Below are 24,825 nucleotides of genomic sequence, written 5' to 3'. Positions count from 1 at the left end.
TTATTTGTCCTTGAGCGCATCCAGCGCCAGATTAAGTTCCACCACATTCACCACCGGTTGGCCGATAAAATTCACCAGCGGCGTTGAGGTGTGCTGTGCCACCAGTTTCGCCACCACCTGCACCGGCAGGTTACGCGCCTGCGCCACCCGCGGGATCTGCCATTCCGCGGCCTGCGGAGATAACTGACCATCAAGGCCGCTGGCCGAGGAGGTAATGAGTTCTACCGGTACATGCGTATCCGCTTGCGGGTTGTCGGCCCGCAGTTGCGCGACGCGCTGCGCCACTTCTTTATCCAGCTCCGGGTTGCTACCCGCCAGGTTACTGCCGCCGGACGCCATAGGATTATAAGGCGCGTCCGCCGTGGCGGAAGGGCGACCATGAAAATATCCCGGCTGGGTAAAATCCTGGCCTAACAGGCGAGAGCCACGCACATTGTCGCCTTCACGAATAAGTGAGCCGTTGGCCTGATCGTGAAACCACCACTGCCCCAGCGCGGTAGTCAGCAGCGGATAAAGCCCGCCGGTAATCAGGGTAAAGAGTATCAAAAGCAGAAATGCGGGACGTAATAAAGCCATTTTTATCTTCCTCTTACACCAGGCCGAACAGCGTGAGAATAAGGTCGATCGCTTTGATGCCAATAAACGGCACGATCAAACCGCCCAGCCCGTAGATCCACAGGTTGCGACGCAGCATGGCAGAGGCGGTCAGCGGTTTGTAGCTCACCCCTTTCAATGCCAGCGGGATCAGAAACACAATCACCAGCGCGTTAAAAATAACGGCACTCAAAATCGCCGACGCCGGGGAGTGCAGGTGCATCACGTTGAGCATATTCAGTTGCGGATAGGTCGCTGCAAACGCTGCCGGGATAATGGCGAAGTACTTCGCCACATCATTAGCGATACTGAAGGTGGTCAGCGAACCACGCGTCATCAGCATCTGTTTGCCGATATGCACCACTTCAATCAGCTTGGTGGGGTTGGAATCCAAATCCACCATGTTGCCCGCTTCTTTCGCCGCCTGTGTACCGGAGTTCATCGCGACCGCCACATCCGCCTGCGCCAGCGCGGGGGCGTCGTTGGTGCCATCGCCGGTCATCGCTACCAGCCGGCCTTCTGCCTGATACTGGCGGATCAGCGCCAGTTTGGCTTCCGGTGTCGCTTCGGCCAGAAAATCGTCGACACCCGCTTCGGCGGCAATCGCGGCGGCGGTCAGGCGGTTATCACCGGTGATCATCACCGTTTTAATACCCATTTTGCGTAACTGGGCAAAACGCTCTTTAATACCGCCTTTGACGATATCTTTCAGCGCAATCACGCCCAGCACTTTTGCCCCTTCGGCAACCACCAGCGGCGTTGCTCCCTGGCGCGCCACGCGTTCGACCAGCGCTTCGACATCAGCCGGGAACTGACCGCCATTCGCTTCGATATGGCGGCGAATGGCATCGACAGAACCTTTGCGGATCATCCGGTCCTGCACGTTAATCCCGCTCATCCGGGTTTGCGCGGTGAACGGCACAAAAGTCGCTTGCAGACTTTGCATGTCGCGCTCGCGCAGGTTAAAGCGCTGTTTCGCCAGAATAACAATACTGCGGCCTTCCGGCGTTTCGTCCGCCAGCGAGGAGAGCTGCGCGGCATCGGCCAGCGTTTTTTCATCCACGCCCCGGGCGGGCAGGAAGTCTGACGCCTGGCGGTTACCCAGCGTGATGGTGCCGGTTTTATCCAGCAATAACACATCGACATCGCCCGCCGCTTCCACCGCGCGGCCGCTGGTGGCAATCACGTTTGCCCCCAGCATGCGGCTCATCCCCGCGACACCAATCGCGGAAAGCAGTCCGCCGATAGTGGTTGGGATGAGACATACCAGCAGGGCAACCAGCACGGTGACACTCACCGGCGTGCCGCCGTATACGGAGAAGGGCCACAGCGTTGCCGTTGCCAGCAGGAACACAATCGTCAGCGCCACCAGCAAAATGGTCAGCGCGATTTCGTTCGGCGTTTTACGCCGCTGCGCGCCTTCCACCATCGCGATCATGCGATCAAGGAAGGTTTCTCCGGGGTTAACGCTGCACTGGATCACCAGCCAGTCAGAGAGAATACGCGTACCGCCGGTTACTGAGGCGAAATCGCCGCCGGACTCACGAATCACCGGTGCGGATTCCCCGGTGATCGCGCTCTCATCCACCGACGCGCCGCCTTCGATCACTTCGCCATCGCAGGGGATAATGTCGCCTGCTTCCACCAGCACGATGTCGCCTTTGCGCAGATCTTCCGCCGGAATGTGGTCGATTTGCGCGTCATGCTGCGGGGCGCGAAGTTTGCGGGCAAACGCGGTCTTTTTCACCCCTTTCAGGCTGTTGGCCTGTGCTTTACTGCGGCCTTCGGCCAGCGCTTCGGCGAAGTTGGCGAACAGAACCGTCACCCACAGCCACACGCTGATCGCGCCGGTGAACCACGCGCTGCCGTCGAGATGACCGGTCGCCATTGCCAGCGCCAGCAGGGTAGTTAACACGCTGCCAATCCAGACAATAAACATTACCGGGTTACGCCACTGTACATGCGGGCTTAACTTGGTCACGGAATCCATCAGCGCCTGGCGGACTAGATTCGGTTCGAAAAGCGCCAGTTGTTTACGACTCATATAACGCGTCTCCGCCACTCTTAAAATTGCAGGTATTCCGCCACCGGGCCGAGCGCCAGGGCTGGAATAAAGGTTAAAGCGCCGACCAGTAACACGGTGCCGATCAGCAGGCCGATAAACAGCGCACCATGCGTTGGCAGCGTGCCGGAGCTGGTCGGTTGAATTTTCTTCGCCACCAGCGAACCAGCAATCGCCATCACCGGCACAATCACACCAAAGCGGCCAAAGAACATGCAAAACGCCAGCAAACAGTTCCAGAATGGCGTATTGGCGCTTAAGCCCGCAAAGGCGCTGCCGTTGTTATTAGCGGCAGATGAGACGGCGTACAGCACTTCGCTAAAGCCGTGAATACCGGGGTTGAACATACCGCTGCGACCGGCGTCGGTCATCATGGCCAGCGCGGTGCCAATCAGCACCAGAGCCGGGGTGACGAGGATCGCCAGCGCGGTCATTTTCATTTCACGCACGTCGATTTTCTTGCCGAGGAATTCAGGTGTGCGGCCAATCATCAGCCCCGCGATAAACACCGCCAGCAGTACAAACAGCAGCATGCCGTACAGACCCGAACCCACGCCGCCGAACACCACTTCGCCAATCTGCATCAGCCACATCGGGATCATGCCGCCAAGCGCGGTAAACGAGTCATGCATGGCGTTGACCGCGCCGCAAGAGGCCGCGGTGGTGACCACGGCGTACAAGCTGCTGGCCAGAATGCCGAAACGGCTCTCTTTCCCTTCCATATTGATGGCGCTGTCGCCGCCGAGCGTCAGGAAGTGCGGATTACCCTGCAACTCCGCCCACATCACAATCCCGGCGCAGATGACGAAAATAATCGACATTGCCCACAGCAACATATGTCCCTGGCGGCGATCGCCGACCGCATCGCCAAAAGCGAAGCACAGCGCCGCCGGGATCAGGAAGATCGCCAGCATCTGCACAAAATTGGTTAAGGCTGTAGGGTTTTCAAACGGATGCGACGAGTTGGCGTTAAAGAAGCCGCCGCCGTTGGTGCCGAGCATTTTTATCGCTTCTTGCGACGCGACAGGCCCCATCGGCATCAGGTGTTGCACACCTTCCAGCGAGGTATAAGCCTGGTACGGCGAAAAGTTTTGCAGCGCCCCTTGCTGAATAAAAAACAGCGCAATCAGCAGTGCGATAGGCAGCAGCAGCCACAGGGTAATGCGCGTGATATCGACCCAGGCGTTACCGAGCGTCTCCATACTGCGACGTGAAAAAGCGCGGATCAGCGCAAAGACCACAGCAATACCCGTCGCGGCGGATAAGAAGTTTTGTACCGTCAGTCCCGCCATCTGGCTGAAATAGCTCAGGGTGCTCTCCCCGGAGTACGCCTGCCAGTTGGTGTTAGAGATAAAGCTGACGGCGGTGTTCAGCGCCAGGTGCCAGGAGAGCCCCGGCAGATTTTGTGGGTTGAGCGGCAGAATGCCTTGCAGCATCAGCATCGCAAACAGCAGCACCAGGCCGAAGATGTTCAGCCACAAAATCGCCAGTAAATAGTGCCGCCAGTTCATTTCACGGTTATCGATACCAAGCCCGCGCCAGAGGAGGTTTTCCACACCGCGCACGCCGGGCAGCGGCTGCCCGGCGATCATTTTCGCCAGCAGCGAACCGAGCGGGCGCGCGAGGATAAACAATACCAGCAGAAAGCTGGCAATCAGAAGAAACGCCTGAGCGGCCATCAGAAAGCCTCCGCGTTGATCAGGGCATAAACCAGATAGCCCAATAACAGGAAAACCAGCACGATGCCGATTACTACGCCTGCACTCACAATCCACCTCCGGGGTGATTTAACGATGTGCAGAAAAAGTAGAATTTTCGACGCAAAGATTTCGCAAAAATCGGCGGGCGAGGTGTAAAAAAAATATAAAAATCGCGCGGAATGAGCAGGGGGAGTGGTGTTAATGCGGGTTGCCCCTTTCCCCGGGCAACCCTGTTTATCAAAAAATCCACAATTTAACTGATGGTTAGTATTAATTTAACCATTTTGTAACTTATTTACCGGCTCAATGTAAATAAAGCCTAAATTGACAAAAAATAGTGGTCGGATGAGTAGTAAAATTACAAACAAAACGGTACTATTTTAACCAGATTTCAGTACCGCCCTGGTTTTTACGTTAGTGACTTTCAGTGGGGGCTAATTATTTTCCGGTGCTGCTTACCGGCCTGACAAAGGGGAGAGAATTATGGACACATACAAAGCGTTTCCGGCTCATATTGTGTTGATGCGACGTGCTTTCGCCGTTCTGGCGGGTGTGCTGGCGTTGCCGGTAATGTTGTTCTGGAAAGACCGCGCACGTTTTTATAGCTATCTGCATCGCGTCTGGGCAAAAACCAGCGATAAACCGGTGTGGATGGAGCAGGCAGAGAAAGTAGCCTGCGACTTTTATTAATCGACGACACACAGCAAACCTCATCGCCACCGCTTTTGCGGTGGCTTTTTTTTATCTGCGGCCTGTGACTACACTTACTGCGGGTAGAAAAAAGGAGCTGTGATGCGCGAGAACATCCCTGCTGGCATTCATGCCTGTTTGTCCGGGAAACCCGTCTTTTTTACGGTTGTTATACAGGGCTTGCGCTCGCGGCTAAGTCGCTCTCTGCCCGCCAGATATTTGCTCCGACCCGCCTGGCGCTAACCACGCGGCGCAATCATACCATGGCGTTGATGTCTGGTTTTTATCAAACGCTTTATGCCCGCCAGCAGCCAGCCCTCTCCACGCTGATTGAATGTTACCGCCAGCGACCCCAGCCACGGCTTGCACCGAAGACCTTACTCAAACACTATATGGTTGAATTTCCCGACGCGTCCCTGGCCGGGCGACGCCATGTTAACTCCCGGCCAAAGGCGCGGTGCTTACATTAAGGATATTAGGAGCGGTATGACCACCCATCTGGTCTGGTTTCGCGCGGATTTGCGCGTGCACGACAATCTTGCGCTTGCTGCCGCCTGTCGCAGCGATAACGCGCAGGTAAAAGCCCTGTTTATCGCCACGCCGGCACAGTGGCGGCAACATAATATGGCGCCACGCCAGGCTGCCTGTCTCAATGCGCATCTCAACGCCTTGCAGCAGGCGCTGGCGGAAAAGGGCATTCCGTTGATCTACCGGGAAGCGGCAGATTTTACCGACTGCGTACAAACGGTGGTGGATGTCTGTGGGCGCGAGCAAGTCAGCCATCTTTTTTATAACTATCAATACGAATTTAACGAGCGACAGCGTGACGCGGCCGTCGAAAAGGCATTGCCAAATGTTGCCTGCCAGGGTTTTGACGACAGCGTGATGCTGGCACCTGGTAGCGTGATGACCGGCAATCATGAGATGTATAAAGTCTTTACGCCCTTTAAAAATGCCTTTCTGCGTCGGCTGAAAGCGGATCTGCCTCAGTGTGTCGCCGCACCGCACCCGCGTGAAGGCGTCGAGGTCGCAGTAGAACCGATTACGCTTGATTATCCGCAGCAGGAATTTGACGAAAACCTGTTCCCGGCCGATGAGAAAAGCGCTCTCGCGCGGCTTCGTCAGTTTTGCCAGCAGCAGGCGGCGGCGTATGAGCAGCAGCGCGATTTCCCGGCAATCGAAGGCACCAGCCGCTTGTCGGCGTGTCTGGCGACTGGCGCGTTATCGCCGCGCCAGTGCCTGCATCGTCTGCTGGCTGAACAACCGCGGGCGCTCGACGGCGGACCGGGAGCCGTGTGGCTGAATGAGCTGATTTGGCGCGAATTTTATCGCCATCTGATGACCTATCATCCGGCGCTCTGTAAGCATCGTCCTTTTATAGCCTGGACTGATAAGGTGCAGTGGCAGGAAAACGCCGGGCATCTGCAAGCCTGGCAACGCGGCAATACCGGCTACCCTATTGTTGATGCGGCGATGCGCCAGTTGAACGCCACCGGCTGGATGCACAACCGCTTACGGATGATAACCGCGAGCTTTCTGGTCAAGGACTTACTTATCGACTGGCGCCATGGGGAGCGTTATTTTATGTCGCAGTTGATCGATGGCGATTTCGCGGCAAACAATGGCGGCTGGCAGTGGGCGGCCTCGACGGGCACCGATGCGGCTCCCTATTTTCGAATTTTTAACCCGACCACGCAGGGCGAACGGTTTGATGCTGACGGCGCGTTTATTCGCCACTGGCTACCGGAGCTGAAAAATGTGCCGGAAAAATCGGTGCATCAACCCTGGGACTGGGCGGATAAACACGGGGTAAAACTCGATTATCCCCGCCCGATTGTTGACCATAAACAGGCGCGTACCGCCACGCTGACGGCCTATGAAGCTGCCCGTAAAGCGTAAAGGAGCGATGATGAAAAATACCGAGCTGGAAAAACTGATTAACGAAAAACTTAACAGTGCGGCGTTCAGTGATTACGGCCCGAACGGGCTACAGGTTGAGGGGCGGGAAACGGTACAGAAAATTATCACCGGCGTGACCGCAAGCCAGGCATTGCTGGACGAAGCGGTACGCCAGCAGGCGGACGCGGTGATTGTGCATCACGGTTATTTCTGGAAAAACGAAGCGCCGATCATTCGCGGGATGAAGCGTAATCGCCTGAAAACGTTACTGGCCAATGACATCAACCTGTATGGCTGGCACCTGCCGCTCGATGCGCACCCGGAGCTTGGCAATAATGCCCAACTGGCGGCGTTGCTCGGCATTAACGTAATGGGCGAAATTGAAGAGCTGCTACCGTGGGGCGAACTCTCCATGCCGGTTCCGGGGCTGGAGCTGGCGTCGTGGATTGAAGCGCGTCTCGGGCGCAAGCCGCTGTGGTGTGGCGATACCGGGCCGGAAAAAATCACCCGCGTTGCCTGGTGTACCGGCGGCGGGCAGGGTTTTATTGATAAAGCGGCCCGCTTCGGCGTTGATGCGTTTATCACCGGCGAAGTTTCCGAGCAGACCATTCACTCTGCCCGTGAACAGGGGCTGCATTTCTACTCTGCGGGCCACCACGCTACCGAGCGCGGCGGTATTCGCGCGCTCAGCGACTGGCTGAATGAAAATACCGATCTTGACGTCACGTTTATCGATATTCCGAACCCGGCGTAAGGAGAGTACAAGTGCAGCGAGCACGGTGTTATTTGTTAGGTGAAAGCGCGGTGGTGCTGGAGCTGGAGCCTCCGGTACAACTGGCGACGCAAAAGCGTATCTGGCGGCTGACGCAGCGGCTGGCGGACGTACCGGACGTGGTGGAAGCCATTCCGGGGATGAATAACATTACGGTGGTGCTGCGCGATCCGCATTCGCTGGCGCTCGACGCGATTGAGCGTTTACAGCGCTGGTGGGAAGAGAGCGAGGCGCTGGAGCCCGAGTCACGATCCATTGAGATCCCGGTGCTGTACGGCAAAGCGGCCGGGCCGGATCTGGGGCTGGTGGCGGAACACTGCCGGATGACGGAAAAGCAGGTTGTTGAGCTGCATGCTTCTGTCGATTACGTGGTGTGGTTTCTTGGCTTCCAGCCTGGTTTCCCTTATCTGGGCGGAATGCCAGAGGCGCTCGCCACACCGCGCCGCGCTGAACCGCGAGTGAGCGTTCCCGCCGGCTCAGTCGCCATTGGCGGCGCGCAAACCGGCATTTACCCACTGGAAACGCCCGGCGGCTGGAACCTGATTGGCCGTACCGATTTGGCGCTGTTCAACCCGCGCTTGCCGGCGCCGGTGCTATTACGTCCGGGCGACACGCTGCGGTTTGTGCCGCGCAAGGAGGGCGTATGCTGAAAATTATCCGCGCGGGAATGTATACCACCTTGCAGGGCGGCAAACGTATTGGCTTGCGCCAGTCCGGCGTCAGTTATTGTGGCGCGCTGGACGAACCCGCGTTGCAGATTGCCAATGCGCTGGTGGGAAACGCGCCGGAGGCGGCGGCGCTGGAAATCACCTTTGGTCAGTGCGAAGTGGAGTTTGGTCGCGATGTCTGGTTTGCGCTCACTGGCGCAGGCTGTGAGGCGAAACTTGACGGTAAAGCGGTGTGGACCGGCTGGCGATTTGCGGCAAAAGCCGGGCAGCGGCTGGTGCTGAAAAGGCCGCTGCATGGCGTGCGCAGTTACCTGGCGATAGCGGGTAGCTTTGCAGTACCTGCGGTGATGGGCTCGGTCAGTACCGATCTGAAAACCGCTATCGGCGGGCTGGAAGGGCGATTATTGCGCGATGGCGATGTGTTGCCACTGGGCGAACCTGTCCGTCATTTTCACACCCAGCAAGGGGTAAAACAGTTGCTGTGGGGCAACCGTATTCGCGCGTTGCCAGGGCCGGAGTATCACGAATTTGACAGCGCCTCGCAGGAGGCGCTCTGGCGTTTGCCGTGGCAGATAAGCCCGCAGAGTAACCGCATGGGTTATCGTTTGCAGGGCCAGCCGCTGGTGCGCACTACGTCACGCGAACTGCTTTCCCACGGCTTGTTGCCGGGCGTCGTGCAGGTTCCCTCTAACGGGCAACCGATAGTGCTGATGAATGATGCCCAGACCACTGGCGGCTACCCGCGAATTGCCTGCATTATCGAGGCGGATATGTACCATCTGGCGCAAATCCCACTCGGGCAGCCGATACACTTTGTCCAGTGCTCGCTGGATGAGGCACTGAAGGCGCGGCGCGAGCAGCGTATCTATCTCGATCAACTGGCATGGCGTCTGCACAATGAAGATTGATTTAAACGCCGATCTCGGCGAAGGCTGCGGCAACGATGCGGCGCTACTCCAGCTTGTTTCTTCCGCCAATATCGCCTGCGGTTTCCACGCAGGGGATGCGCAAACCATGCTGAGCTGTGTGCGCGAAGCATTGCGTAACGGCGTGGCGGTGGGCGCCCATCCCTCTTTTCCGGATCGGGAGAATTTTGGCCGTACGCCGATGCACCTGCCACCGGATATTGTCTATGCGCAGATGCTGTATCAAATTGGTGCCCTGGCGGCGATGGTGCGTGCCGAAGGCGGCAAACTGCACCATGTGAAACCGCACGGTATGCTCTACAACCAGGCGGCGGATGACGTGGCGCTGGCCGATGCCATTGCCGGAGCGGTTTACGATGCGGATCCCGCATTGATTCTGGTTGGGCTGGCGGGCAGCGAGTTAATTCGTGCCGGAGAGCGTTATGGTTTGCGTACGCGCCAGGAGGTGTTTGCCGATCGCGGCTACCTTCGCGATGGTCGGCTGGTGCCGCGCAGTGAGCCTGCCGCACTGATTGATGATGACAATCTGGCGCTGGCGCAAACGCTGGACATGGTGCTGGAAGGGCGGGTGAGGTGTGTCACCGGTGAGTTTGTTAATGTGCAGGCGCAAACGGTGTGTCTGCATGGTGATGGCGAGCACGCGCTGCTGTTTGCCCGCCGCTTACACGGTGCCTTTGCCCAACGTGGTGTGATGATTTCCGCCCACTAACGCAAGGAGTTTTTATGCCGGAAGGACCGGAGATCCGCCGGGCGGCGGATACGCTTGAAGCCGCTGTTAAAGGCAAACCATTGACGGATGTCTGGTTTGGCCTGCCGTCGTTGAAAGGTTTCGCCGCTGATCTTGTGGGGCAGTACGTTGAGAAAATTGAAACGCGGGGAAAAGCGCTTCTGACGCATTTTTCCGGTGGACTGACGCTTTACAGCCATAACCAGCTTTACGGCGTCTGGCGCGTGGTCGGGGCAGGTGAGATCCCGCAAACCAACCGTGTGCTGCGTGTGCGGCTGCAAACGGAGCAGAAGGCGATTTTGCTGTACAGCGCGTCGGACATTGCGTTACTCACACCGGAACAACTGGCGCAGCATCCGTTTTTACAGCGTGTTGGCCCGGATGTACTGGATATGACGCTAACCGTAGAGCAGGTAAAAGCGCGGTTGTTATCTCCCCGTTTTCGCCGTCGCCAGTTTTCCGGGTTATTGCTCGATCAGGCCTTTCTTGCCGGGCTGGGAAATTACCTGCGCGTCGAAATTCTCTGGCAAAGCGCCCTGGCACCGCAGCGTAACGCTTCGCAGCTAAGCGAAGAACAACTCGACGTGTTAGCGCATGCGCTGCTGGATATTCCGCGTTTGTCGTACCAGACACGCGGCGTGGTGGATGAGAATAAACACCACGGCGCGCTGTTTCGCTTTAAGGTGTTTCACCGCGCAGGCGAACCGTGCGAGCGTTGCGGCGGGATAATTGCGAAAACCACCATGTCGTCCCGGCCGTTTTACTGGTGCCCGGCTTGCCAGCATTAAAATAAAAAACGCGCCTGAAGGCGCGTTTTTTTCTGCGGGTTAGCTATCAATCTTTTTTCAGATCGGAGCTGAACTCGCGTTTTTCATAACCGGTGTACAACTGGCGCGGACGGGCAATTTTGATGCCGTCGTCGTGCATTTCGTTCCAGTGTGCAATCCAGCCCACGGTACGCGCCATCGCGAAGATAACGGTAAACATGGAAGAAGGAATACCCATCGCTTTCAGAATGATACCGGAATAGAAGTCGACGTTCGGGTAGAGCTTACGTTCGATAAAGTATGGGTCGTTGAGCGCAATGTGCTCAAGCTCCATCGCCACTTCCAGCAGATCATCTTTGGTGCCCAGCTCACGCAGCACTTCATGGCAGGTTTCACGCATCACGGTCGCGCGCGGGTCATAGTTCTTGTAGACACGGTGACCGAAGCCCATCAGACGGAACGAATCGTTTTTGTCTTTGGCGCGGCGCAGGAATTCCGGAATGTGTTTCACGGTACTGATCTCTTCCAGCATCTTCAGCGCAGCTTCGTTGGCGCCGCCATGTGCCGGTCCCCACAGGGAGGCGATACCCGCGGCGATACAGGCGAACGGGTTCGCGCCAGAAGAGCCAGCGGTACGCACGGTAGAGGTGGACGCGTTTTGTTCATGGTCGGCGTGCAGGATCAGGATGCGGTCCATTGCGCGTTCCAGCACCGGGTTCACTTCATACGGTTCACACGGCGTGGAGAACATCATGTGCAGGAAGTTACCGGCGTAGGAGAGGTTATTCTGCGGGTAGACGAACGGCTGACCAATGGAATATTTGTAACACATCGCCGCGACGGTCGGCATTTTCGACAGCAGGCGGAACGCGGCAATCTCGCGGTGACGCGGATTGTTAACATCCAGTGAGTCATGGTAGAACGCGGCCAGCGCGCCGGTCACACCGCACAGCACCGCCATTGGGTGCGAGTCACGACGGAAACCGTGGAACAGACGGGTGATCTGCTCATGGATCATGGTATGGCGCGTTACGGTCAGTTTGAATTCGTCAAACTGTTCCTGCGTCGGTTTTTCGCCGTACAGCAGAATGTAGCAGACTTCCAGATAGTTGGATTCGGTCGCCAGTTGGTCGATAGGGAAACCACGGTGCAGCAGAATACCTTCGTCACCGTCGATAAAGGTGATTTTCGATTCGCATGATGCGGTAGAGGTAAAACCTGGGTCAAAAGTGAATACCCCTTTTGAACCGAGACTACGGATATCAATCACATCCTGACCGAGCGTGCCTTTTAGCACATCCAGTTCAATAGCAGCGTCACCATTGTAGGTGATGGTTGCTTTCTTATCAGCCATTTACGGTCTCCTTAGCGCCTTATTGCTTAAGACCGCCAGTCACCGGATTTGCATTCAACTGCCCGTCAACGTTACCAGTTTGTTATTTAGCTCGCAGCTCTGTTGAGAGGAGGTACCAGGGTACAGAGCGATGGGCGCGTGCAAGTACACATTGAAAACACAGTGAAAAAACAGCAAATCAGCGTCTTAGCAGTCCGAATTTATCAAACCTGTATACCACTAATAACTGTCCTGATTACATCGGTCAATACCATCACACTGTTACATAACTTATTCTCAGGTGAAAGTAAGACCCCATAACTTTTGCGAATTATAAGCCCTTTCTGGCGTAGTTTGTAACAAGAATGTTTAACTTTTGTCAAATCAGATGATTAAAATTTAAAAGAATGTTGTTATCGTGATGGGGGTCACTGTTCTGCATAAAACCCGACAAACTATATGTAGGTTAATTGTAATGATTTTGTGAACGACCTATACTGCCGCCAGGTCTCCGGAATACCCCTGCAATCCCGAGCCACCCAGCGTTGTAACCTGTCGTTTAGCATCTGGAAGCTAATTTTTTGCATGACGAGCAGTTATAGAAAAGGACGCTGTCTGACCCGCACGCAGACCGGAGGAAGGAAACTATAAGAATAGCATGTGGGCGTTATTCATGATAAAAAATGTGAAAAAACAAAGACCTGTCAATCTGGATCTGACAACAATTCGGTTTCCTGTTACGGCTATAGCTTCCATTCTCCACCGCGTTTCCGGCGTCATTACTTTCGTGGCGGTTGGCATTCTGCTGTGGTTATTGGGCCTGTCGCTGTCGTCCGAAGAGGGCTTCCTGACCGCCTCTGCCATCATGAGCAGCTTTTTCGTTAAATTCATTTTCTGGGGCATCCTGACAGCGCTGGCTTATCACGCTGTGGGCGGTATTCGCCATATGTTAATGGATTTTGGCTGGCTGGAAGAAACCTTCGAAGCGGGAAAGCGTTCCGCTAATCTCTCTTTTGCAATCACTGTCGTGCTTTCAATTCTCGCAGGAGTCCTCGTATGGTAAGCAACGCCTCCGCATTAGGACGCAACGGCGTACATGATTTTATTCTTGTCCGTGCTACTGCCATCGTCCTGACGTTATACATCATCTATATGGTCGGTTTTTTTGCCACGCACGGCGATCTGACCTGGGTGGTATGGACTGGGTTTTTCTCCTCCGCTTTCACGAAAGTCTTCACGCTGCTGGCGCTGTTTTCGATTCTGATCCATGCCTGGATTGGCATGTGGCAGGTGTTGACCGACTACGTTAAACCGCTGGCTGTGCGCCTGGTTCTGCAACTGGTTATCGTCGTTGCACTCGCGGCTTACGTGATTTATGGATTCGTTGTGGTGTGGGGTGTGTAATGAAACTGCCAGTCAGAGAATTTGATGCTGTTGTTATTGGTGCCGGTGGCGCAGGTATGCGCGCGGCGCTGCAAATTTCCCAGAGCGGGCAAACCTGTGCGCTGCTCTCTAAAGTCTTTCCAACCCGTTCTCACACCGTATCTGCGCAGGGCGGTATTACCGTTGCGCTGGGTAATACCCATGAAGATAACTGGGAATGGCACATGTACGACACGGTAAAAGGTTCCGATTACATCGGTGACCAGGATGCCATTGAATATATGTGTAAAACCGGCCCGGAAGCGATTCTTGAGCTGGAACATATGGGGCTGCCGTTCTCCCGTCTCGATGATGGCCGTATCTATCAACGCCCGTTTGGCGGCCAGTCGAAAAACTTCGGCGGCGAGCAGGCGGCGCGCACGGCAGCCGCAGCGGACCGCACCGGTCATGCGCTGTTGCACACCCTTTATCAGCAAAACCTGAAAAACCACACGACGATCTTTTCCGAGTGGTACGCGCTGGATCTGGTGAAAAACCAGGATGGTGCCGTGGTGGGTTGTACCGCACTGTGCATTGAAACCGGTGAGGTGGTCTACTTCAAAGCGCGTGCAACCGTGCTGGCGACCGGCGGCGCGGGCCGTATTTATCAGTCCACCACCAACGCACATATCAATACCGGCGACGGCGTGGGTATGGCGCTGCGCGCAGGCGTACCGGTGCAGGATATGGAAATGTGGCAGTTCCACCCGACCGGTATCGCGGGCGCGGGTGTGCTGGTAACGGAAGGTTGCCGCGGTGAAGGCGGTTACCTGCTGAACAAACATGGCGAGCGCTTTATGGAGCGTTATGCGCCAAACGCCAAAGACCTGGCGGGTCGTGATGTGGTGGCGCGTTCCATCATGATCGAAATCCGTGAAGGTCGCGGCTGTGACGGCCCGTGGGGCCCGCACGCGAAACTGAAACTCGATCACCTGGGTAAAGAGGTGCTGGAATCGCGCCTGCCGGGGATCCTTGAACTGTCGCGCACCTTCGCACACGTCGACCCGGTGAAAGAGCCGATCCCGGTCATCCCGACTTGCCACTATATGATGGGCGGTATTCCGACCAAAGTCACTGGCCAGGCGCTGACGGTGAACGAGAAGGGCGAAGATGTCGTCATTCCGGGGCTGTTTGCCGTAGGTGAAATTGCCTGCGTATCCGTACACGGTGCTAACCGTCTGGGCGGTAACTCGCTGCTGGATCTGGTGGTGTTCGGTCGCGCGGCAGGTCTGCATTTACAAGAGTCGATCGCCGAGCAGGGCGCGCTGCGCGATGCCAGCGAGTCTGATATCGAAGGTTCCCTTGAGCGCCTCAACCGCTGGAACAACAACCGCAATGGCGAAGATCCGGTCACCATTCGTAAAGCGCTGCAAGAGTGTATGCAGCATAACTTCTCGGTCTTCCGCGAAGGCGATGCGATGGCGAAAGGGCTTGAGCAACTGAAAGTGATCCGCGAACGTCTGAAAAACGCCCGTCTGGACGATACCTCCACCGAATTTAACACCCAGCGCGTTGAGTGCCTGGAGCTGGATAACCTGATGGAAACTGCGTATGCAACGGCGGTCTCCGCAAACTTCCGTACTGAGAGCCGTGGCGCGCATAGCCGCTTCGACTATCCGGATCGTGACGACGAAAACTGGCTGTGCCATTCCCTGTATCTGCCAGAAACGGAGTCCATGACGCGTCGCAGCGTCAATATGGAACCGAAACTGCGTCCGGCATTCCCGCCGAAGATTCGTACTTATTAATGCGGAGACAGGATAATGAAACTCGAATTTTCGATTTATCGCTATAACCCGGACGTTGATGACGCGCCGCGCATGCAAGATTACACCCTTGAGGGCGAAGAAGGGCGTGACATGATGCTGCTGGATGCGTTAATGCAGCTGAAAGAAAAAGATCCTACGCTGTCGTTCCGCCGCTCCTGCCGTGAAGGGGTGTGTGGTTCCGATGGTTTGAACATGAACGGTAAGAATGGTCTGGCGTGTATCACCCCGATTTCCGCTCTGGGCAACGGCAAACAGAAGATTGTGATCCGTCCTCTGCCTGGTCTGCCGGTAATCCGCGATTTGGTGGTGGACATGGGACAATTCTACGCCCAATATGAGAAGATTAAGCCTTACTTATTGAATAATGGGCAAAATCCGCCAGCAAGAGAGCACTTACAGTCACCTGATCAGCGTGAAAAACTCGACGGTTTGTATGAATGTATCCTCTGCGCTTGCTGCTCGACATCTTGCCCGTCGTTCTGGTGGAACCCGGACAAATTTATCGGCCCGGCCGGTCTGCTGGCGGCGTACCGTTTCCTGATCGATAGCCGCGATACGGAAACCGATAACCGTCTGGAAGGGTTAAGCGATGCTTTCAGCGTATTCCGCTGCCACAGCATTATGAACTGCGTCAGTGTATGCCCGAAAGGGCTGAACCCGACGCGCGCCATCGGCCATATTAAGTCGATGTTGTTGCAACGAAGCGCATAAATGTCAGTGCCGGATGGCGCTGACGCGTATCCGGCCTACATTAATAGTGATGTTTTTTTTGCCCGGCAGCGTTAGCGCCGCCGGGTAACAAGGAAGCAGGAAACCTCTAAAAACTGTTGTCTTCTTAAGAATAATCAAGACGTTCAGAGCGAGACAAGGCGCGGCTGAACGAATCCCCGGGAGCATAGCAATCTATGTGACCGGGGTGAGTGAGGCCGCAACGCCGTCGCAGCCTGAACGAAGCAGATTATTCAACAGTTTTTAAAGGTTCCTTCGCGGGCCACCAAGAGCCCGCAAGTGAACCCTGGGACGTGCGCTAACGGGTGTACGTCGTAGTTATCCACGGCGAAGTAAGCATAACAATGCTTAAGGGATCACGATGCAGAACGGCGCAATGAAAGCCTGGCTGGACTCTTCTTACCTCTCTGGGTCTAACCAGAGCTGGATAGAACAGCTCTATGAAGACTTCTTAACCGATCCTGACTCGGTAGATGCAAACTGGCGTTCTATGTTCCAGCAGTTACCGGGCACCGGAGTCAAACCGGATCAGTTCCACTCCAAGACGCGTGATTATTTCCGTCAGCTGGCGAAAGATGCTTCACGTTACTCTTCCTCTATTTCCGACCCCGACACCAATGTGAAGCAGGTTAAAGTCCTGCAACTTATCAACGCATACCGTTTTCGTGGTCATCAACATGCGAATCTCGATCCGCTGGGATTGTGGCAGCAAGAGAGGGTTCCCGATCTCGATCCGGCTTATCACGATCTGACGGAAGCCGATTTCCAGAACAGCTTTAACGTGGGGTCTTTTGCGATTGGCAAAGACACCATGCCGCTGGGCGAATTGATTAACGCACTGAAAGAGACCTATTGCGGTTCGATCGGTGCGGAATATATGCATATCACCAGCACCGAAGAGAAGCGCTGGATCCAGCAACGCATCGAATCCGCAGCCGGTAAATCCAGCTTCAGCAGCGAAGAGAAAAAACGCTTCCTGACTGAACTGACGGCCGCAGAAGGTCTTGAACGTTATCTGGGCGCGAAATTCCCCGGTGCGAAGCGCTTCTCGCTGGAAGGCGGCGATGCGCTGGTGCCGATGCTCAAAGAGATGATCCGTCATGCGGGCAAGAGCGGTACCCGTGAAGTGGTGCTGGGTATGGCGCACCGCGGACGTCTGAACGTACTGGTTAACGTGCTGGGTAAACAGCCGCAGGATCTGTTTGACGAATTCGCCGGTAAACATAAAGAACACCTCGGCACCGGCGACGTGAAATACCACATGGGCTTCTCGTCCGACGTGGAAACGGAAGGCGGCCTGGTACACCTGGCGCTGGCGTTTAACCCGTCACACCTCGAGATTGTCAGCCCGGTGGTTATCGGTTCCGTTCGTGCGCGTCTTGACCGCCTTGACGAACCGAGCAGCAATAAAGTGCTGCCAATCACCATTCACGGCGACGCCGCCGTTGCAGGCCAGGGCGTGGTGCAGGAAACCCTGAACATGTCGAAAGCACGCGGCTACGAAGTGGGTGGCACGGTGCGTATCGTCATTAACAACCAGGTGGGCTTCACCACCTCGAACCCGCTGGATGCGCGCTCTACGCCATACTGTACCGACATCGGTAAGATGGTGCAGGCGCCGATTTTCCACGTTAATGCGGACGATCCGGAAGCCGTGGCGTTCGTCACTCGCCTGGCGCTCGACTTCCGTAATACTTTCAAACGCGATGTCTTTATCGACCTGGTGTGCTACCGCCGTCACGGCCACAACGAAGCCGACGAGCCGAGCGCAACCCAGCCGCTGATGTACCAGAAAATCAAAAAACACCCGACGCCGCGCAAAATCTACGCCGATCGCCTGGAGCAGGAAAAAACCATTACGCTGGAAGATGCCACCGAAATGGTAAACCTGTACCGCGATGCGCTGGATGCGGGTGAGTGTGTGGTCGCCGAATGGCGTCCGATGAATATGCACTCCTTTACCTGGTCGCCGTACCTCAACCACGAGTGGGATGAGAGCTACCCGAACAAGGTGGAAATGAAGCGCTTGCAGGAGCTGGCAAAACGCATCAGTACGGTGCCGGAAGCCATCGAAATGCAGTCCCGCGTGGCGAAGATTTACGCTGACCGCCAGTTGATGGCGAGCGGCGAGAAGTTGTTCGACTGGGGCGGCGCAGAAACACTGGCGTATGCCACGCTGGTGGATGAAGGGATTCCGGTACGTTTGTCCGGTGAAGACTCCGGCCGCGGCACCTTCTTCCATCGCCATGCGGTGATCCACAACCAGGCGAACGGTTCTACCTATACGCCACTGAGCCATGTACACAATTCGCAGGGGGCGTTCCGCGTGTGGGACTCCGTGCTCTCCGAAGAAGCGGTACTGGCGTTTGAATATGGGTATGCCACGGCAGAACCGCGCACGCTGACCATCTGGGAAGCGCAGTTCGGCGATTTCGCCAACGGCGCGCAAGTGGTTATCGACCAGTTCATCAGCTCCGGCGAGCAGAAATGGGGCCGTATGTGTGGCCTGGTGATGCTGCTGCCGCACGGTTATGAAGGACAGGGTCCGGAGCACTCCTCCGCGCGTCTGGAGCGTTATCTGCAACTGTGTGCTGAGCAAAATATGCAGGTCTGCGTGCCGTCTACCCCGGCGCAGGTTTACCACATGCTGCGTCGCCAGGCGCTGCGCGGTATGCGTCGCCCGCTGGTGGTGATGTCGCCGAAGTCGCTGCTGCGTCATCCGCAGGCGGTCTCCACGCTGGATGAGCTGGCGAACGGCACCTTTATGCCGGCGATTGGCGAAGTGGATGATCTTGATCCGCAAGGCGTTAAGCGCGTGATCCTTTGCTCTGGTAAGGTCTATTATGATCTGCTGGAACAGCGTCGTAAAAACGACCAGAAAGATGTCGCGATTGTGCGTATCGAACAGCTTTACCCGTTCCCGCACCAGTCGGTGCAGGAAGCGCTGAAACCTTACGCTCACGTACATGATTTTGTCTGGTGCCAGGAAGAGCCGCTTAACCAGGGCGCCTGGTACTGCAGTCAGCATCATTTCCGTGATGTGATTCCGTTTGGGGCCGCTCTGCGTTATGCAGGTCGCCCGGCCTCCGCCTCTCCGGCGGTGGGATACCTGTCCGTTCACCAGAAACAGCAACAAGATCTGGTAAATGACGCGCTGAACGTCGATTAATTAAAGGATAAATAATGAGTAGCGTAGATATTCTTGTTCCCGATCTGCCCGAGTCCGTTGCTGACGCGACCGTTGCGACCTGGCACAAAAAACCAGGCGATAGCGTACGACGCGACGAAGTGTTGGTCGAAATCGAAACTGACAAAGTGGTACTGGAAGTACCGGCGTCGGCAGACGGTATTCTGGACGCGGTGCTGGAAGATGAAGGCACCACTGTGACCTCCCGCCAGATCCTGGGCCGCCTGAAAGAGGGCAACAGCTCTGGTAAAGAGAGCAGTGCCAAATCTGAAGAGAAAGAGTCCACGCCGGCACAGCGCCAGCAGGCCTCGCTGGAAGAGCAAAACAATGACGCACTGAGCCCGGCGATCCGTCGCCTGCTGGCTGAGCACAACCTCGAAGCCAGCGCTATCAAAGGCACGGGCGTTGGCGGTCGTATTACACGCGAAGATGTTGAGAAACATCTGGCGAAAGCACCGGCGAAAGAGGAAAAACCAGCTGCTGCTCCGGCGAGCGCCCCGGTAGCACCGCTGGCTGGCCGCACCGAAAAACGCGTGCCGATGACCCGTCTGCGCAAACGCGTTGCCGAACGTCTGCTGGAAGCGAAAAACTCTACCGCCATGCTGACGACGTTCAACGAAGTCAACATGAAGCCGATTATGGATCTGCGTAAGCAGTACGGTGACGCGTTTGAAAAACGTCACGGTATTCGCCTGGGCTTTATGTCTTTCTACGTGAAAGCGGTGGTTGAAGCGCTGAAACGCTACCCGGAAGTGAACGCGTCCATCGATGGCGATGACGTGGTTTACCACAATTATTTCGATGTCAGCATGGCGGTTTCCACGCCGCGTGGTCTGGTAACACCGGTGCTGCGCGATGTCGATACGCTGGGCATGGCGGATATCGAGAAGAAAATCAAAGAGCTGGCAGTGAAAGGCCGTGACGGCAAACTGACCGTTGACGATCTGACCGGCGGTAACTTCACCATCACCAACGGTGGGGTGTTCGGTTCGCTGATGTCTACACCGATCATCAACCCGCCGCAGAGTGCGATTCTGGGCATGCACGCCATTAAAGATCGCCCGATGGCGGTTGATGGCAAGGTTGAGATCCTGCCGATGATGTACCTGGCGCTCTCTTACGATCACCGTCTGATTGACGGTCGCGAATCCGTTGGTTTCCTGGTAGCAATCAAAGAGCTGCTGGAAGATCCGACTCGCTTGCTGCTGGACGTCTAGTGTCCTTAGCCCGGCGACGTCCGTTGCCGGGCCACTATAACGAACACCTGCTTTGTAGGCCGTCATCCGGCGTGACAAATTAAATGAAGGATGGATAGAACACATGAACTTACACGAGTATCAGGCGAAACAACTGTTTGCCCGGTCAGGTCTGCCGACTCCGGTTGGTTACGCCTGTACTACCCCGCGTGAAGCCGAAGAAGCGGCATCCAAAATCGGCGCAGGCCCTTGGGTGGTTAAATGCCAGGTCCATGCCGGCGGCCGTGGTAAAGCGGGCGGCGTAAAAGTCGTCAACAGCAAAGAAGATATTCGCGCCTTCGCGGAAAACTGGCTGGGCAAACGCCTGGTGACCTACCAAACAGACGCGAACGGCCAGCCGGTAAACCAGATTCTGGTTGAAGCGGCAACCGATATCGACAAAGAGCTGTATCTGGGCGCGGTGGTTGACCGTAGCTCTCGCCGTGTCGTGTTCATGGCCTCCACCGAAGGTGGCGTGGAAATCGAGAAAGTGGCGGAAGAGACCCCGCACCTGATCCACAAAACCACCATCGACCCGCTGACCGGCCCGATGCCGTATCAGGGGCGTGACCTGGCGTTCAAACTGGGTCTGGAAGGCAAGCAGGTTCAGCAATTCACCAAGATTTTCATGGGCCTGGCGACCATTTTCCTTGAGCGCGATCTGGCGCTGATTGAAATCAACCCGCTGGTTATCACTAAACAGGGCGATCTGATCTGCCTCGACGGCAAACTGGGTGCTGACGGCAACGCTCTGTTCCGCCAGCCGGAACTGCGCGAAATGCGCGACCAGTCGCAGGAAGATCCGCGCGAAGCGCAGGCGGCGCACTGGGAGCTGAACTATGTTGCGCTGGATGGCAACATCGGCTGTATGGTCAACGGCGCAGGTCTGGCGATGGGCACCATGGACATCGTGAAACTGCACGGTGGCGAACCGGCGAACTTCCTGGATGTGGGCGGCGGCGCGACCAAAGAGCGCGTGACCGAAGCGTTCAAAATTATCCTTTCCGATGAGAACGTGAAAGCGGTACTGGTTAACATCTTCGGTGGTATCGTGCGTTGCGACCTGATCGCTGACGGTATCATCGGCGCGGTAGAAGAAGTAGGTGTTAACGTACCGGTGGTTGTGCGTCTGGAAGGTAACAATGCTGAACTGGGCGCGAAACGCCTGGCGGACAGCGGCCTGAATATTATTGCAGCGAAAAGTCTGACGGATGCAGCACAGCAGGTTGTTGCCGCAGTGGAGGGGAAATAATGTCTGTTTTGATTGATAAGAACACCAAAGTTATCTGCCAGGGCTTCACCGGAAGCCAGGGGACTTTCCACTCCGAGCAGGCAATTGCCTATGGCACCCAGATGGTTGGCGGCGTTACGCCAGGCAAAGGCGGCACCACGCACCTTGGCCTGCCGGTGTTTAACACCGTGCGCGAAGCGGTTGAAGCAACTGGCGCGACGGCTACCGTGATCTATGTTCCGGCACCGTTCTGCAAAGACTCGATCCTCGAAGCCATCGATGCGGGCATTAAACTGATTATCACCATTACTGAAGGTATTCCGACGCTGGATATGCTGACGGTGAAAGTGAAGCTGGACGAAGCTGGCGTGCGCATGATTGGCCCGAACTGCCCGGGTGTTATCACCCCAGGCGAGTGCAAAATCGGTATCATGCCTGGCCATATTCATAAGCCTGGTAAAGTCGGTATTGTTTCCCGTTCCGGTACGCTGACCTATGAAGCGGTTAAACAGACCACGGATTACGGTTTCGGCCAGTCCACCTGTGTGGGCATCGGCGGTGACCCGATCCCGGGTTCAAACTTTATCGATATCCTGAAACTGTTCCAGGAAGATCCGCAGACCGAAGCGATTGTAATGATCGGTGAGATCGGCGGCAGCGCGGAAGAAGAAGCAGCGGCGTATATTAAAGATCACGTGACCAAACCGGTGGTGGGTTATATCGCTGGTGTGACCGCGCCGAAAGGCAAACGTATGGGCCACGCAGGTGCCATCATTGCCGGTGGTAAAGGCACCGCAGATGAGAAATTCGCTGCTCTGGAAGCGGCGGGTGTGAAAACCGTACGTAGCCTGGCCGATATCGGCGAAGCGCTGAAATCTGTTATCAAATAAAACCTCATTGCTCCTCCATGTAGGGGAGCAAGTATCCTTTCGACATGGTTGGCCGCTCCCGTAGCGGCCTTTTTTATGGCTGCAGTTTACGTACCTGCGTATTTGCCGCACTAAGGATACGCCCGTCTGCCGCCTGCGGTTGCATCGGCGGAATGGCTTCGCCGCTTTGGCTATCAATCAACACGGAATGCGGCTCGTTCGGCGCGAAAAGATACTGTTCGCCCCACTGGCGTAGCGCCACGACCAACGGAAACAGCGACTCGCCTTTTTTGGTCAGCACATACTCCTGATAAGCCGTGCCGTCTGACGCTGGCTGCGTGGTGAAAATACCCGCTTCCACCAGTTTGCGTAGCCTGTCGGTAAGAATATTGCGCGCCACGCCAAGACCTCGCTGAAAATCGCCAAAACGTCGCGCGCCATCAAAAGCGTCACGCACGATAAGGAGTGCCCAGCGATCGCCAATCAAATCGACAGAACGCGCGACGGGGCAAGGTTGAGTATTCAGTGGCATGGTGAATCTCCGGTTAGCATTCTGGTTGCATTTTAAAACTGGTTTATCTACCCTTCAACTAGTTTCGTTTTGCAACCAGGATGGAAGTATGAATAAAAACGCACAGGCAACGCCGCGCAGTGTCATCGCCCTGTTTGCCGTGGCCAGCGGTTTATGTGTGGCGAATGTCTATTACGCGCAGCCGTTGCTGGATGCACTGGCACAGAGCTTTGCTATTAGCCAGGCAGCTGTCGGCGGCGTGGTGACGGCGACGCAAGTGGGATCGGCGCTGGCCTTACTGCTGTTGGTGCCATTAGGCGATCTTGTTGAGCGACGTCGGTTATTGTTGGTGCAGTTGCTGGCGCTGGTGGGTGCGCTCGCCGCTGTCGCGCTGGCACAATCGGCAGCGGTGTTGCTTGCCGGCATGTTGGCAACAGGGTTGCTGGGCACGGCAATGACACAAGGATTGATTGCCAGCGCAGCCAGCATTGCTAATGAACAGGAACGGGGCAGGGTAGTGGGTGCGGCGCAAGGCGGCGTTTTTATCGGTCTGCTGTTAGCGCGAGTTTTTGCCGGTATTATCAGCGATTTAGCGGGCTGGCGCGCGGTTTATGGCGTCTCGGCATCGCTGATGCTGGTGTTATTGCTGCTGCTCTGGCGGCGGTTACCTGTTATGCGGAGCGCGATGATTTCTGTCAGTTGGTTACGTTTGATGGCCTCAATGCTGGGTCTGTTACGCACGGATCGCGTATTGCAAATCCGTGGTGTGCTGGCGTTGTTGATGTTTGCCGCTTTTAATATTTTCTGGAGCGCAATGGTGCTGCCGTTAAGTACCGCACCGTTTGGTTTCTCCCATACGGTAATTGGCTTGTTTGCCCTGGCGGGCGTTGCGGGCGCGCTGGTAGCGGCAAAAGCCGGGCGCGAAGCAGATCGCGGCAATGCGCAGCGCACGAGTTTACTGGCGCTCCTCTTGTTGCTGCTGGCCTGGTGGCCGCTGTCACAGCTACAACACTCTCTGGAGTTATTTATCCTGGGTATTGTTTTGCTCGATCTTGGCGGCCAGGCGCTGCATGTCACCAATCAGAGCCTGATTTTGCGTATCCATGCCTCGCAACACGGCAGACTGGTGGCGTTGTATATGCTGTTTTACGCTCTCGGCAGCGGACTGGGTGCCATGGCAACGACGGCGATTTATGCCGTTTTCGGTTGGCAGGGGGTTTGCTTGCTTGGCGCAGCAGTGACGTTACTGGCGCTTATCGTCTGGGGGGCAACCCGGCGCTGGATGCTTGTCAGTAATAACCTGTAAAATAAAAGGGTATTAATGTCCCAGGAAATATAACGAATAATCACTGCGCGGTGTTAAGTATGATAATCGCGAAAGTGAAATAATTGTAAAATAAACAAGATAATCATCCGCTCTAATTTTACGCCCCCTTTAAGTTGCCGCGGTTGTCTCATTTTTTACATGAATGATAAACGTTAAATAAAGTCGCCATTATTTATCTTTACCCGCCGATTGATAACCATGAATGGCGTTAAAATGAACATGTTGTTAACAATGTTTTTACTGTGATTCTACACCGGATACAAAATTAACAATGCTGAATAAAATTGATTTAAATCAATATTTAAAAGCTTGGAAAAGATGCTGAAAATCGTTAAATTGTCGCCGATCAAATTGGTGCAAAAGTGGTAAATTCGCTATAAATTGATCACTGTCGAAAAACGTAAAAC

The 24,825-nt window shown here is 55.7% G+C and carries 22 protein-coding genes; 16 read left to right on the top strand and 6 right to left on the bottom strand.

What is annotated here, in order from left to right:
• The 4 genes from kdpC to kdpF are packed head-to-tail and all read right to left on the bottom strand — an operon-like array spanning position 1 to position 4,424.
• Positions 1-576: a potassium-transporting ATPase subunit KdpC gene (gene kdpC / locus AAIG26_RS04355; protein WP_097406828.1), complete on the bottom strand. Its 576-nt coding sequence runs from the start codon at positions 574-576 to the stop codon at positions 1-3.
• Positions 577-589: 13 nt separating this feature from the next.
• Positions 590-2,638, bottom strand: coding sequence for a potassium-transporting ATPase subunit KdpB (gene kdpB / locus AAIG26_RS04350; RefSeq protein ID WP_020457042.1), 2,049 nt, complete (start codon positions 2,636-2,638; stop codon positions 590-592).
• 20 nt (positions 2,639-2,658) lie between these two features.
• Positions 2,659-4,335 carry a potassium-transporting ATPase subunit KdpA gene (kdpA, locus tag AAIG26_RS04345; RefSeq protein ID WP_343180052.1) on the bottom strand — a complete coding sequence of 559 codons (1,677 nt, stop codon included), beginning with the start codon at positions 4,333-4,335 and terminating at the stop codon, positions 2,659-2,661.
• The gene (gene kdpF, locus AAIG26_RS04340; protein WP_020457044.1) at positions 4,335-4,424 is read right to left on the bottom strand and encodes a K(+)-transporting ATPase subunit F; all 90 of its coding nucleotides are present in this window, start codon (positions 4,422-4,424) and stop codon (positions 4,335-4,337) included. The genes kdpA and kdpF overlap by 1 nt, the downstream gene beginning before the upstream one ends.
• 415 nt (positions 4,425-4,839) lie before the next feature.
• Between kdpF and AAIG26_RS04335 the strand changes: the two genes are divergently transcribed.
• The 7 genes from AAIG26_RS04335 (at position 4,840) to nei (ending at position 10,826) form a co-directional block, all read left to right on the top strand.
• Entirely contained in the window at positions 4,840-5,046 is a 207-nt protein-coding gene (locus AAIG26_RS04335; RefSeq protein WP_017455929.1) for a YbfA family protein, read from the top strand.
• Between the two features lie 486 nt (positions 5,047-5,532).
• Positions 5,533-6,945 carry a deoxyribodipyrimidine photo-lyase gene (gene phrB / locus AAIG26_RS04330; RefSeq protein WP_343180051.1) on the top strand — a complete coding sequence of 471 codons (1,413 nt, stop codon included), beginning with the start codon at positions 5,533-5,535 and terminating at the stop codon, positions 6,943-6,945.
• A 10-nt stretch (positions 6,946-6,955) separates the two neighbouring features.
• Positions 6,956-7,699, top strand: coding sequence for a type 2 GTP cyclohydrolase I (locus AAIG26_RS04325; protein ID WP_045509031.1), 744 nt, complete (start codon positions 6,956-6,958; stop codon positions 7,697-7,699).
• A gap of 11 nt (positions 7,700-7,710) precedes the next feature.
• Complete coding sequence (gene pxpB, locus AAIG26_RS04320; RefSeq protein WP_343180050.1) at positions 7,711-8,367, top strand: 5-oxoprolinase subunit PxpB; 657 nt, start codon at positions 7,711-7,713, stop codon at positions 8,365-8,367.
• Positions 8,361-9,293, top strand: a complete 933-nt coding sequence (gene pxpC, locus AAIG26_RS04315; RefSeq protein WP_160270929.1) for a 5-oxoprolinase subunit PxpC — start codon at positions 8,361-8,363, stop codon at positions 9,291-9,293. Before pxpB ends, pxpC begins: the two co-directional genes overlap by 7 nt.
• Positions 9,283-10,020, top strand: coding sequence for a 5-oxoprolinase subunit PxpA (pxpA, locus tag AAIG26_RS04310; RefSeq protein ID WP_343180049.1), 738 nt, complete (start codon positions 9,283-9,285; stop codon positions 10,018-10,020). The genes pxpC and pxpA overlap by 11 nt, the downstream gene beginning before the upstream one ends.
• Positions 10,021-10,034: 14 nt before the next feature.
• Positions 10,035-10,826, top strand: a complete 792-nt coding sequence (gene nei, locus AAIG26_RS04305; RefSeq protein ID WP_343180048.1) for an endonuclease VIII — start codon at positions 10,035-10,037, stop codon at positions 10,824-10,826.
• A 46-nt stretch (positions 10,827-10,872) separates the two neighbouring features.
• On the opposite strand, the gene AAIG26_RS04300 is transcribed toward nei, so the two are convergent.
• The gene (locus AAIG26_RS04300) at positions 10,873-12,159 is read right to left on the bottom strand and encodes a citrate synthase (RefSeq protein ID WP_017455936.1); all 1,287 of its coding nucleotides are present in this window, start codon (positions 12,157-12,159) and stop codon (positions 10,873-10,875) included.
• Between the two features lie 637 nt (positions 12,160-12,796).
• Here AAIG26_RS04300 and sdhC point away from each other — a divergent pair.
• The 8 genes from sdhC (at position 12,797) to sucD (ending at position 22,601) form a co-directional block, all read left to right on the top strand.
• The gene (gene sdhC, locus AAIG26_RS04295; RefSeq protein ID WP_017455937.1) at positions 12,797-13,201 is read left to right on the top strand and encodes a succinate dehydrogenase cytochrome b556 subunit; all 405 of its coding nucleotides are present in this window, start codon (positions 12,797-12,799) and stop codon (positions 13,199-13,201) included.
• Positions 13,195-13,542 (top strand): succinate dehydrogenase membrane anchor subunit, encoded by a 348-nt coding sequence (gene sdhD, locus AAIG26_RS04290; protein WP_160270926.1) that lies wholly within the window; start codon positions 13,195-13,197, stop codon positions 13,540-13,542. The genes sdhC and sdhD overlap by 7 nt, the downstream gene beginning before the upstream one ends.
• A complete protein-coding gene (gene sdhA / locus AAIG26_RS04285; protein WP_020457052.1) occupies positions 13,542-15,308 on the top strand; it encodes a succinate dehydrogenase flavoprotein subunit in 1,767 nt (588 codons plus the stop codon). Before sdhD ends, sdhA begins: the two co-directional genes overlap by 1 nt.
• A gap of 15 nt (positions 15,309-15,323) precedes the next feature.
• Positions 15,324-16,040, top strand: a complete 717-nt coding sequence (locus AAIG26_RS04280; protein WP_017455940.1) for a succinate dehydrogenase iron-sulfur subunit — start codon at positions 15,324-15,326, stop codon at positions 16,038-16,040.
• Between the two features lie 379 nt (positions 16,041-16,419).
• On the top strand, positions 16,420-19,227 hold the full coding sequence (gene sucA, locus AAIG26_RS04275; protein ID WP_045509043.1) for a 2-oxoglutarate dehydrogenase E1 component: 2,808 nt from the start codon (positions 16,420-16,422) through the stop codon (positions 19,225-19,227).
• 14 nt (positions 19,228-19,241) lie between these two features.
• Positions 19,242-20,462 carry a 2-oxoglutarate dehydrogenase complex dihydrolipoyllysine-residue succinyltransferase gene (gene odhB, locus AAIG26_RS04270; RefSeq protein ID WP_020457054.1) on the top strand — a complete coding sequence of 407 codons (1,221 nt, stop codon included), beginning with the start codon at positions 19,242-19,244 and terminating at the stop codon, positions 20,460-20,462.
• 103 nt (positions 20,463-20,565) lie between these two features.
• The gene (gene sucC / locus AAIG26_RS04265) at positions 20,566-21,732 is read left to right on the top strand and encodes an ADP-forming succinate--CoA ligase subunit beta (RefSeq protein WP_017455943.1); all 1,167 of its coding nucleotides are present in this window, start codon (positions 20,566-20,568) and stop codon (positions 21,730-21,732) included.
• Positions 21,732-22,601, top strand: a complete 870-nt coding sequence (gene sucD / locus AAIG26_RS04260) for a succinate--CoA ligase subunit alpha (RefSeq protein ID WP_020457055.1) — start codon at positions 21,732-21,734, stop codon at positions 22,599-22,601. Before sucC ends, sucD begins: the two co-directional genes overlap by 1 nt.
• 73 nt (positions 22,602-22,674) lie before the next feature.
• Here the strand turns inward: sucD and AAIG26_RS04255 are convergent, their stop codons facing one another.
• Positions 22,675-23,112 carry a helix-turn-helix domain-containing protein gene (locus AAIG26_RS04255; protein WP_343180046.1) on the bottom strand — a complete coding sequence of 146 codons (438 nt, stop codon included), beginning with the start codon at positions 23,110-23,112 and terminating at the stop codon, positions 22,675-22,677.
• A gap of 88 nt (positions 23,113-23,200) precedes the next feature.
• Between AAIG26_RS04255 and AAIG26_RS04250 the strand changes: the two genes are divergently transcribed.
• Positions 23,201-24,397, top strand: a complete 1,197-nt coding sequence (locus tag AAIG26_RS04250) for an MFS transporter (RefSeq protein WP_343180045.1) — start codon at positions 23,201-23,203, stop codon at positions 24,395-24,397.
• The last annotated feature ends 428 nt before the right edge of the window (positions 24,398-24,825 follow it).

Origin of the sequence: Kosakonia sp. PSU_27, from assembly GCF_039409795.1 — a bacterium.
Classification (GTDB): Bacteria; Pseudomonadota; Gammaproteobacteria; order Enterobacterales; family Enterobacteriaceae; genus Kosakonia.
Note: the sequence above shows the minus strand (reverse complement) of the source record. Positions and strands in the feature narration are given on the sequence as shown.